Origin of the sequence: Labedella gwakjiensis (genome assembly GCF_003014675.1) — a bacterium.
GTDB lineage: Bacteria > Actinomycetota > Actinomycetes > Actinomycetales > Microbacteriaceae > Labedella > Labedella gwakjiensis.
Genome location: NZ_PYAU01000001.1, coordinates 1,816,615 through 1,827,882, shown reverse-complemented (window position 1 = coordinate 1,827,882; position 11,268 = coordinate 1,816,615). Strand labels below are relative to the sequence as shown.

8 protein-coding genes are annotated in these 11,268 nt (G+C 71.3%); 2 read left to right on the top strand and 6 right to left on the bottom strand.

What is annotated here, in order from left to right; genetic code table 11:
* Positions 1 to 111 precede the first annotated feature (111 nt).
* The gene (locus CLV49_RS08665; RefSeq protein WP_106563185.1) at positions 112 to 780 is read right to left on the bottom strand and encodes an NAD(P)H-dependent oxidoreductase; all 669 of its coding nucleotides are present in this window, start codon (positions 778 to 780) and stop codon (positions 112 to 114) included.
* Between the two features lie 81 nt (positions 781 to 861).
* Between CLV49_RS08665 and CLV49_RS18165 the strand changes: the two genes are divergently transcribed.
* Complete coding sequence (locus CLV49_RS18165; RefSeq protein ID WP_158261936.1) at positions 862 to 1,449, top strand: TetR/AcrR family transcriptional regulator; 588 nt, start codon at positions 862 to 864, stop codon at positions 1,447 to 1,449.
* Here CLV49_RS18165 and CLV49_RS08650 read toward each other — a convergent pair.
* Positions 1,446 to 3,305, bottom strand: a complete 1,860-nt coding sequence (locus CLV49_RS08650) for a DUF2207 domain-containing protein (protein ID WP_106563184.1) — start codon at positions 3,303 to 3,305, stop codon at positions 1,446 to 1,448. The two genes, CLV49_RS18165 and CLV49_RS08650, sit on opposite strands and share 4 nt — an antisense overlap.
* A 164-nt stretch (positions 3,306 to 3,469) precedes the next feature.
* On the opposite strand from CLV49_RS08650, the gene CLV49_RS08645 reads away from it, so the two are divergent.
* Complete coding sequence (locus CLV49_RS08645) at positions 3,470 to 4,348, top strand: SDR family oxidoreductase (protein WP_106563183.1); 879 nt, start codon at positions 3,470 to 3,472, stop codon at positions 4,346 to 4,348.
* 34 nt (positions 4,349 to 4,382) lie between these two features.
* Here the strand turns inward: CLV49_RS08645 and CLV49_RS08640 are convergent, their stop codons facing one another.
* The 4 genes from CLV49_RS08640 to CLV49_RS08625 form a co-directional block, all read right to left on the bottom strand.
* A complete protein-coding gene (locus CLV49_RS08640) occupies positions 4,383 to 5,801 on the bottom strand; it encodes a DHA2 family efflux MFS transporter permease subunit (protein WP_106563182.1) in 1,419 nt (472 codons plus the stop codon).
* Between the two features lie 34 nt (positions 5,802 to 5,835).
* Positions 5,836 to 6,462, bottom strand: coding sequence for an immunity protein Imm33 domain-containing protein (locus tag CLV49_RS08635; RefSeq protein ID WP_106563181.1), 627 nt, complete (start codon positions 6,460 to 6,462; stop codon positions 5,836 to 5,838).
* 89 nt (positions 6,463 to 6,551) lie between these two features.
* On the bottom strand, positions 6,552 to 7,271 hold the full coding sequence (locus CLV49_RS08630; RefSeq protein WP_106563180.1) for a Type 1 glutamine amidotransferase-like domain-containing protein: 720 nt from the start codon (positions 7,269 to 7,271) through the stop codon (positions 6,552 to 6,554).
* Between the two features lie 136 nt (positions 7,272 to 7,407).
* Positions 7,408 to 11,205, bottom strand: a complete 3,798-nt coding sequence (locus CLV49_RS08625; RefSeq protein ID WP_106563179.1) for a proline dehydrogenase family protein — start codon at positions 11,203 to 11,205, stop codon at positions 7,408 to 7,410.
* Positions 11,206 to 11,268: the final 63 nt, after the last annotated feature.

The following is an 11,268-nucleotide window of genomic DNA, read 5'->3' as shown; positions in this document are numbered from 1 at the left end:
GATGCGCCGGGCGAGTTGCAAATCGCCGCGCGACCGCCCCCGCCATCTATAGGGAACAGAAGGGGATCAGCGTTCGGGTCGCTGATCCCCTTTTCCCTGCCTGGGCCGGGTTCAGTGTCGATCCCAGGCCCGCCCCACACTCTCCGTCGACCGTGCGCGCGACGGGATCTCCGCCAGCCGCGCGGCCCGGCGGGCTCGACGCGGCGCCGAACGCGTCACGCGCTCGGCATCTCGCGCCGCGATCCCCTCGATACGCGCGAGCCACGCCTCACGCCTTTCCTGATCCGCCCCGCGGACCGGACCGATGCGCGTCACGGCGGCGGGCGCGATGCCGCAGTACCGCATCGTCCCGTCACGGACTGCGCGCACGGTGGGGTCGCCTTGACGAGCGAGGAAGAGACGCGGCGAGTCGGTCGTGACGACGAGCCGCCCGGAGCGCCCGGCGAGGAGCCCGACGGGGAGGCCGAGTCGCGAGAAGCGGAACGCCCTCCGCGGGAGGAGGACGCGATCGAAGAATCCGCTCAGGAGCGCCGGCGTCGCTCCCCACCAGATCGGCGTGACGATGACGATGTGGTCCGCACGCACCATCTCGAGCCAGACACGCTCGAGGTCGGGTTCGAGGGGCTGCTCCGCCCGGTACCCGGCGCGGAGGTGCACGTCGAAGTCGAGATCGCGCAGGGCCACGAGCGTCGCATCGCCGAAGGACGCGGCGTAGCGGCGGGCGATCGCCGCCGAGAGCGATTCGGCGTTCGGGTGGCCGTCGATGATGAGGGCGGGCATGGGTCTCCTGTCGTGGGCGTGGACGCAATCTGGACACTGTCTAGATCCGCGAACCCCCACCGTAGGGATAGAATCTTGCTTGTGTCAAGATCGGATCGCGGATACCACCACGGCGACCTCGCCGCCGCCCTCGAGGCGGCCGCGTTCGAACTCGTCGACGAGTCCGGTCACTCCGGGCTGAGCCTCCGCGAGGTCGCCAGACGCGCGGACGTGAGCCACAACGCGCCGTACCACCACTACGGCGACAGGGCCTCTCTGCTCGCCCACCTCGGAGCCGTGAGCATGGGCCACCTGATCGACTCCCTCGAGGCGGCCAGGCGCGACGCGTCCGATGCCGCGCCGGGCGAGCGTGCCGCTCTGGTCGCCGGAGCCTACATCCACTACGCGGCACTCCACAGTGCGCGCTTCCGGCTCATGAACGATCCGGAGATCTGCGACCCCCGTCAGCCGTCACCCACGATGGCTCCGCTCCTCGAACGCGTGCACGGCATCCTCGCCGACCTCGTCGACGAGTTGGAACCGGACGCCCCCGAGGCGCGGCGCGCGTCCCTCTGCACGGCGATCTGGGGTGCGGTCCACGGACTGGCGGAACTCGTCCTCACGGGACAGGTCCCCGAGTCCGAGGCGGGGCCGGCGCTCACGACGCTCCTCGACCCGAATCGCGGCTAGCGGCCCCCGCCGCCACCGCCGCCCGACCCCATGCCGGAGAAGCCGCCGCCCATCGACCCACCCGTGTAGCTGCCGCTCCCCGAGCCCGTCCAGGCCCCGGCCGACGTGCCCGCGAGGGACCCGGAGCGGAGCGCACCGAACGTCGTGAGGAAGTGCACGGACGAGAACGACGAACCGCCGCCGTACCAGTCGAGTCGGGTCCCGGCCTCCTGGACGCGCAGTTCGAGCACCTCCGACCACTCCTTCTCCACCCCCCAGATCACGGCGTAGGGCAGCAGCTCCTCGTACAGGTGCACGACCTGAAGCGGGTCGCCCGTGTCGACGCGCTCAGCGCCCTCGGGGCTCTGAAGCACGCGCAGCCGGTCCTTCTCAGCGAGCGCCAGGTAGTCGCGCAGGCCCACGAGGTGGTCGCGTGCGGACGCCCCGGTGTCGGTGATGCGGTCACGGTATCGCCAGAGGGATATCGCCAGGACGACCGCGAGCACACTGGCGAGGAGCGCCACCCCGCCGAACCAGGTGCCCGTGCGCCCGAGCACGCCGAGGATCAGGCAGACGAAGGCGAGGACGAAGACGCCGATGCTGCCGTAGATCGCGAGCGACGCGGCGCGGTGGTCGGGGGTCTCGGTGAGTCCGGCGTCGCGGAGCGAGTCCCTGGCCACATCGGAGAGCGCGGAGAGGCGGGCAGCGAGCGCCTGCGCGTCGGGCGCGATCTTCTTCCGGGCACCCGCCTCTGCACCCTCCCCGAAGAGGGCGACGAGGACGTCCTGCCTCTCGGCGTCCTCGCTCGGCCGCACGTACTCGAGCACGACGCCGTCGGACGTCTCCTCCCCCTCGGTCGCGAGGAGCCGGACGTTGCCGGCGACCGCGAGATCAACGAGCGCTGCAGGCACCGCCTGATTCTTGCGCCCGGCGAGGTGCGCCGCCTGCATGACCGTGACGTCGCGCGGGGGCTCGTACTGCGGCACGATCACGCCGCGACCGGGCGCATCACGGCTGCGGCGCCGGCCGACGAGGGCTCCGATCGCCGCGACGACGCTCAGGGCGATCGCCGCGATGGAACCGCCCTGCACGGCCGGCGTCGCGTCGAACGCGAACTGCTCGAGTCCGTTGCGTTCGACCTCGCCTGGCACGAAAGTCCCCGCGTCGAAGCCGACCGCGATGGAGACGTTCTCACCCGGGTCGAGGTCCGAGGCGGACGTGCGGAACACGACGGAGCCGTCCTCCTCGGCGGATTCGATGTCGCAGAGATCCGTCGAGCCCTGCTCGCCGAGGTAACACGCGGCGTTGCCCGTGAGGGCCTCCGCGAGTTCGGCATCCATGGTGAGGGTCGAGGTCACCTCGCCGAACGGCTGCTCCCATCCGGTGCCGTTGAGGTCGCGCTGGAACTCGTCGGCCTCCGTGTCCGCGAAGGCTCGGATCGTGTCGCGCTGCGTGTACGAGATCACGTAGGTCTGCTCACCGAACACGTAGGAGTCGTCGCCGGTCGCGACCTCGAGGAAGCCGCCGTCCTCCGAGACCTCGTACGGCACCGGTTCGCCGTCCTCATCGGTGACGCTCGCGATCTCGGTGCGGAGCGGCACGCCGTCGTAGTCGTCGGGGATCGCGCGGATGATGCCGCGGTTCTGTTCCTCGTCCTCGGGGAAGCGCGCCACGAGCGTCTCGGTGACGAGGAGCTCGGCGTGCCGGTCGGCCGACCGCACGAGGGTCATGTCGGCGTGGAACGAGTCGAACGTGAAGTCGTCGGTGTCGGCGTGAGCGGGCGACGCCGTGGCCGTGACGGCGGCGGCGAGGAGCGCGGTGGCCGCGATGCCGAGGAGGATCGTCGGGCGCGATCGAGCAGATGTCCGGGGGGCCATCCCGCGAGCCTAACGAGGTCAGCCGCCCCGCTTCATCCCCCGTCCGGAGGATGTCGCGTCAGCGCGCGGGATCTCATCCGAGCTATCCGCTGTCAAGCCCGCGAGCTGTCGCGTGCTCCTCCGTAGCGTCGAGGAGGAACACCGCACACGATCGAGGAGGACGCATGACCGCCGAGAACGACCCCCGCACCGCGCACCACGAGGACGGCTTCAAGGAGCAGGAGCAGACCCAGCCGGGCCTCACGAGCGAGATGACGCCGAGGCCCGACCACGGCGAGGACACCTACCGCGGCTCCGGCCGGCTCGAGGGCCTCGTGGCGCTCATCACCGGTGGTGACTCGGGGATCGGCCGGGCAGCGGCCATCGCCTACGCTCGCGAGGGCGCCGACGTCGCGATCGTGTGCCTGCCGGAGGAGCAGGCCGACGGCGACGACACCGGTCGCCTCATCGAGGAGGCCGGGCACCGTTCCCTCGTCATCGCTGCGGACATCCGCGACGAGCAGACGAACGCCGACATCGTCGAGCGTGTGGTCGCCGAGCTCGGTTCGCTCGACATCCTCGTTCTGAACGCGGCGTTCCAGGACGTCGCCGACGGAATCACCGAGCTCGCGACGGCGAAGCTCCAGCGCACCTTCGAGACGAACATCTACGCCCAGCTGTGGATGACCCGATCGGCCGTGCCGCACCTGAAGCCGGGGTCGTCGATCATCGTGACATCGTCCGTGCAGGCCGCGAGCCCGTCCCCCCAGCTCATCGACTACGCCATGACGAAGGCCGCCCAGCTCGCGTTTGTGAAGGCTCTCGCGCAGGAGCTCGGTGAGAAGGGCATCCGCGTGAACGCCGTGGCACCCGGGCCGGTGTGGACTCCGCTCATCCCCGGCACGTCGTGGCCGGAGAAGCTGCCGGACTTCGGGCAGGACACTCCCCTGGGTCGCGCGGGTCAGCCCGCGGAGCTCGCGAGCACGTACGTGTTCCTCGCGGACCCGGCGTCGTCGTACGTCTCGGGCGCCGTCGTCTCGGTCACGGGCGGCACCACCTTCTAGCACCGCCGCCGGGTCTCCTGACGAGCGGGATCCGTCAGGGGCGGGTGGAGACCGGGGCCGTGTGGGTCGGGACGGTTCCAGGTGGGGCCGGGTTGCGGATGCCGAACCACGAGACGATGCCGCCCAGGATGAGCAGGGCCGCCGTGACAGCGAGGGCGCGGTGCAGCCCGTTCACGTCGAGTTCGGCGCCCACGATGAAGCCGACGCACGCGATCGCGACGAGTCCGGCCACACGCGAGACGGCGTTGTTGACGGCCGACGCGATGCCCGCCTGCGCCGCCGGCGGCGCCCCGAGGATCGCGCTCGTGAGCGGCGCGACGGTGATCGCCATTCCGAGACCGAAGACGACGATGCCCGGCAGGACCTGCCAGGCGTACTGGACGGGCTCCGACACCGTGAGCATGAGGAGGAAGCCGGCACCGGCGACGAGCGGACCCACCGTCATGAAGAGGCGCGGACCGATGCGCGCGGCGAGCGCCCCGACGCGGCTCGCGAGCAGCAGCATCACGAGCGTCGGCGGCAGCGTGGCGAAGCCCGCGAGGGTCGCGGAGAACCCGGCCACCTGCTGCAGGTAGATCGCGAGCACGAAGAAGCCGAGCGAGAGCGCGCCGTAGATCAGCGCGGTGGCCACATTACCCGTCGAGAAGTTGCGGTAGCGGAACACGCTCGGCGGCAGCATCGGGTGCGGCACGCGACGCTCCCACCAGAGGAACGCGACGAAGCTGATCACACCCACGACGAGGCTCAGCCACACGGCGGGGTGGGTGAACCCGAGTCGCGGCTGCTCGATGAGTGCGAAGACCGGGCCCCCGAGCCCCACGGCTCCGAGAACGGCGCCGACGACATCGATTCGCGACCGCTCCGCCGGCACCACGCTCGCCGGGATGCGGCGGAGGAGGAACATCGTGACGAGGATCGGCACGACGTTGATCGCGAAGATGAATCGCCACGACGACGCGTCGACGAGGATGCCGCCGAGCAGCGGGCCGATGATCGTGGCCGTTCCCGTCCACGCCGTCCACGTGCCGATCGCGCGGCCCTGCGCCTGCCCGGAGTAGGTGGAGATGATGATCGCGAGGGACGACGGAACGAGAAGGGCCCCGGCCGCGCCCTGCAGTGCGCGGGCGAGGATGAGCAGCTCGCCCGTCGGCGCGATCGCGCACGCGAGGCTCGTGATGCCGAACCAGATGAGCCCGATCGTGAGGATGCGTGTGCGCCCGAGCGCGTCGGAGAGCGACCCCGCGAGGAGGATGAGCGCGCCGAGGGTGAGCAGGTAGGCGTCCACGACCCACTGCTGCAGTGCGATGCCGCCGCCGAGCTCGTCGACGATCGAGGGCAGGGCGACGTTCACGATCGATCCGTCGAGGAACGCGACGAACGACGCGAGGATCGCGATCACGAGGACGTGCCGCTGGGCGGCCGGGTCGACCGTGACGGCTCGCGCTTCGCTCATCCCCTCAGTATGACGCCGCGGAAGGCTCGACGGTTCAGCTCGCGGGTGCCCGCCAGAGCTCGGTGTTCGACGCGTCGGCGACGGTGAGGATCTCCCCGCCCTTCACCACGACGAGCGACCCCGTCGGGAGGGCGAGGGCGCCGAAGACGCGTGGCAGTTCGAGCAGCAGCTGCCACACGTGACGGATGACGAGGTCGTCGGCCGTGGGCTGCTCGCGTGCGTCGTTGGGGCCGAGGTACCAGCCGGAGTCGCCGAGGCGCGTGGGTTCGAGCCGCTCGAGGTAGACGTCCTCCGACCCGAGGGCGTCGCGGTGCGCGAGGACCGTGTGGTCGAAGCGCACCTCGCCCGGGGTCAGCCCGGTGCGCTGCGCGAAGCCGACGAGCTCCGTGAGCCCGAGGAGCGGGAGGGAGACGTCGGAGGTCCGCTCGGTGAGGGCGTCGCCGCGCAGGTCGGGGGCGTCGAGCGTGACCCAGCCGCCCGGTCCGTCGACCACGTCGAACACGACCCACCCGAACTGCACCGTCGCACCCGGGAGGGCGGTCTCGGGTGGGAGCGAGCCCACGTACGAGAGGAGCGACTGCGCTGCTGGACCGAGCACGTCGTGCGCCTGCACCGCGAGGTGTCGTCCGCCGTGGTCCGCTTCATGCCATACGACTGCCATCCGTCCACGCTACCCGGGGCGCCCGACGGTCACCCTGCTCACATGCAGCTTTTGAGCGTGTATCCACCGTTGCAACAGCGTAAACACGCTCAAAAGCTGGTCTCGGACGCCTCGGGGCTGGGATTGACCTCATCGAGCGACGGGTCCAGCTGTTCCCAGTGGCCCTCGGAGACGACGCGCGCCGTCCCGTTGACGACGGCGATCGCGGTGTCGTCGTCGATCGCGTACGCCGGCCCGTCGATGCCCGTCGCCCACCGTCGGGCGCTCTCGGTCGTGTTCTCCGACCACCCCGGGTAGTCGAGGTGGGGGAAGATCGAGAAGTCGACGAGTCCGAGCGCGCGGTCGTCCCCATCGGGCCTCCAATCGAGGAAGGCGCTGCCGACGCGCGGCGTCAACGCCATGCTGCCGGCGCTCACCCCCACCCACACCGTGTCGGTCAGCGAGGGCAGCACGTCCCCGAGGCCCGAGCGCCGGATCCACTCGACGAGGTAGATCGCCTCCCCGCCGTCGACGAGGAGCACGTCGGCATTCCGCACCCAGTCGCGCCAGCGGGCCTCGTCGATGGTCGGCAGCGCGGTGAGCTCGAGGATGCCGACGGACCTCCAGCCGAGCCCGACGAGACCCGTCTCCGAGGGATCACCGTCGGCGCTCGACCGCCACACCGATTGCGGGGAGCACATCGGCTGACCCCACTGCGCCGTCGGGATGAAGAGAGCGTCGCACTCCTCGATCGGCCGGCCGAGGAGGTCGATCAGGGCCTCGCGGATCGCGGGATTCGTCACTCCCCCGGACGTCAGCAGCAGTTTCATCCCGGACCTCCGTCACCTGGGTGGTGTGCGCCGAGGCGCGGTCCCATTCCACTCGGACGACCGGCCCGCGGCAAGACCCCACCTCCCCCACGACACATCTCCCCCGCCAGGGAGAGCGTTCGAAAGGGGGAGGGGGTCAGATGACCTCGGCGCTCCAGGCGTCGGGGTTGCCGAAGCGGTGGGCCGTGATGGAGATGGCCTGCTCGTGGAGGAACGGGAGCAGCTCGATGCGCCCGGACTGCGTGACCTCGCCCGCGTAGATCGCGAGGTCGGGGTCGCCGTCCACCGCCCAGGCCAGGGCCGAGTGCAGCGCCTTGCGCGACTCCGGCCTGCCGATGATGCGGGCACGCGGAACCCGCACGATGCGGCCGTCCTCGCCCGCGCCGGAGCCGGACGCCATCCGTGCGATCCACTCGTCGTCGGTCTCGACCGTCACGAACACGTCGAGGCCGTCGAGGGCGCGCAGGAGCGGCGTGGGCAGTCCGCGGGCGACACTCACCGAGAACGCCGAGCGCGAGCGGACCGCGGCGACGAGCACGCGCACGAGCTCGCCGAGGGTCGCGTCGGGCGTCGCACGAACCGCGACGGGGACGGGGCGGTAGCGCAGGATGTTGCGCTCGAGGCCCAGGCCGGACACGTCCTTCACCTCGCCGTACTCGGTGCCCCACGCGACCGCGTCGGAGAGGGCCGAGCGGCGCAGCACGTCGAAGTCCTCGTACGCGAGCGACGGCTGGGCCGCCTCGATGATGCCGGTGATGCGCGGGTCGAGGCCGCGGAGGTGCAGCGTCGAGCTCGCGGAGCCGACGGCGGAGCGCCACGAGCCGAGGCCGAGCAGGTAGTTGGGCCCACCCGCCTTCGTGCCGGCTCCGACGGACGACCGCTTCCACCCGCCGAACGGCTGCCGCTGCACGATGGCACCCGTCGTTCCGCGGTTCACGTAGAGGTTGCCGGCCTGGATGCTGCCGAGCCACTCCTCGAGGTCCATGGGGTCGAGCGTGTGGAGGCCCGATGTGAGTCCGTAGTCCACGGCGTTCGCCATGCGGATCGCGTCCTCGAGCGTGCGGGCGTGCATGATGCCGAGCACGGGACCGAAGAACTCGGTGAGGTGGAAGTACGACCCGGGCGAGACGCCGGCGCGGATGCCGGGAGACCAGAGCGTGCCCGTGTGGTCGAGCTGCTTCGGCTCGACGAGCCACTCCTCGCCGACACCGAGCTCGGTGAGGGCGTGCAGGAGCTTGCCGGACGCGGGCTCCACGATCGGGCCCATCTGGCTCGTCGGGTCCTCGGGGTAGCCGATGCGCAGCGACATCGCGGCGTCCACGAGCTGCCGACGGAACCGCTCGGAGCGCGCCACGGAGCCGACGAGGATCACGAGGCTCGCGGCCGAGCACTTCTGGCCGGCGTGGCCGAAGGCGCTCTTGATCACGTCGGAGGCCGCGAGGTCGAGGTCGGCGCTCGGCATGACGATCACGGCGTTCTTGCCGCTCGTCTCGGCGAGGAGCGGCAGCTCGGGCTTCCAGGAGCGGAACAGCTTCGCGGTCTCCCACGCTCCCGTGAGGATCACGCGGTCCACGGCGTCGGCGGCGATGAGGCGCTGGCCGAGCTCGCCCTCCTCGATGTCGACGAGCACGAGGAGGTCGCGCGGGATGCCCGCCTCCCACAGCGCCTCGCACATCACGGCGGCGGCGCGACGCGCCTGCGGGGCCGGCTTGATGATGACGGCCGCTCCGGCGGCGAGGCCGGCGAGCACACCACCGGCGGGGATCGCGACGGGGAAGTTCCACGGCGGCGTCACGACGATGAGCTTCGGCGGCACGAACACGGCGCCCTGCACGCGGTCGAGCTGACGCGCCTGCGCGGCGTAGTAGTGGGCGAAGTCGATCGCCTCGCTGATCTCCGGGTCGGACTCGGCGATCGTCTTGCCGGTCTCCGCGGCGGACACCTCGATGAGACGGTCGCGGTGCGCGGCGAGCGAGAGCCCGGCGCGGTCGATCACCTCGGCGCGATCCGCTGCCGGGGTGCGGCCCCACTCGGTGCCGCGCTCGACGGCGGCGGCGATGAGGGCGTCGAGCGTGGCCGCATCGGTGACGCGAGCGTCGAGGATCGTGTCGAGGCCCTCGGTCGAGCCCGGCACGCGGTCGAGGATCGCCCGGCCCCACGACCGGTTCGCGGGGAGCGACGGGTCGGTGTCCGGGGTGTTGTGGAAGCCGGGGGCGCCGAGTCCCGTGCGCTCCACCTTCTCGAAGCTCGCCGTGAACACGCGGGTCGTCTCGAACGGGTTGTCGCTGCGGCGACCGCGACCGAGGGTCTCCACCTGGCGTGTGAGCCCGTCGTCCGGGCTGCCGCCGTCGAGCGCGGTCTCCGGCGCCGCCGCGGCGAGCTCGGCGGCCGACGGCGCTGCACCGGGCGCGAGAAGGGCGCGGAAACCCGACGACGCCGGAGCGTCGTCGCTGCCCGGGAGGGAAGGCATGGGCGGTGCGGCCACCCATTCCGCAGAGCGGTCCTGCGTCCGATTCGGCGTGGGCACCTGGCCGCGCGTCTCGACGAGGCGGTCGACGGACGCGAGGAAACGGCGCTTCTCGCGCGACAGGAGCGACGCGTTCCGGTGCAGCTCGAACACGGCGGACATGAAGTTGTCCTCCGACGCGTTCTCCTCGAGCCGGCGGATCAGGTACGAGATCGCGAACTCGAACTCGCGCGGGCTCACGACGGGCGTGTAGAGGAGGAGCTCGCCGACGGTGCGGCGAACGGCGTCGGCCTGACCCGTCGCCATACCGAGCAGCATCTCGAACTCGACGGCCGAGGTGACGCCGCGGCGCTCGCCGAGCAGCCACGCGAACGCGATGTCGAAGAGGTTGTGGCCGGCCACACCCACACGCACGGCGTCGGTGTGCTCGGGCGTGAGCGACCAGTCGAGCACGCGCTTGTAGTTCGTGTCGGCTTCGAGCTTGCTCGGCACGGTGGCCTGCTGCCAGCCGTGCACGACGGCGTCGACCGTCTCCATCGCGAGGTTCGCGCCCTTCACGAGCCGCACCTTGATGGGGGCCCCGCCCTGCGCGCGACGGTTCTTCGACCAGGCCGTGAGCTCCTGCATCGCGGAGAGCGCGTCGGGCAGGTAGGCCTGGATGACGATGCCCGCCTCGAGGTCGCGCAGCTCCGGGTGCTCGAGCACGCGCGTGAACACCGCGATCGTGAGGTCGAGGTCGCGGTACTCCTCCATGTCGAGGTTGATGAACTTACGTCCGCCGGCCTTCTCGGCGTCCGCCGCCATCCGGTAGAGGGGCAGCACGCGCTCGACGACACGGTCGACGGCCTCGTCGAACGACCACATCGACAGCTGCGCGGCGATCGCCGACACCTTGATCGAGACGTAGTCGACGTCCTCACGGGCGAGCAGGTCGCGCGTGCCTTCGTAGCGCTTCGCCGCCTCCTGCTCGCCGAGCACGGCCTCGCCGAGGAGGTTGAGGTTGAGGCGGGTGCCGTCCTGGCGCAGCTTCGTGATGGCCGGACCCAGTCGTGCTGGCGTCGCGTCGACGACGAGGTGCCCCACCATGGCGCGCAGCACGCGACGGGCGATGGGGATGACGACGCCCGGCACGATCGGGGCGAAGAAGCCGCCGCACGCGATCGCGGCCTTGAGGTACCAGGGGAGGAAGCCGGGGGTGAGCTTCGCGACCTTCTGGAGGTTGTAGCCGGCGACGAAGAGCGACTCCGGGCGCATGACACCGTCGACGAAACCGACGGTGAAGGCGAGTCCGTTCGGGTCCTTCAGCACGCCCGCGAGCCGCTGGGCCGAGGGGTCGACGGGCGCGTCGGCGCTCTCCGTCACCCACCGCTCGGCGAGGATGGCCGCCTCGGTCGCGAGGGCGGCGAGGTCCTCACCGCGGGCGTCGGGGGACGGGGCGTCCGTCTGCTGCGGGAACGACGTCGACATCGTGGCTGCTACCTCCAGGGGGCGAACGGCTCGGCGGCCGCGTGAGTCCAGTGTGCGTCTCGC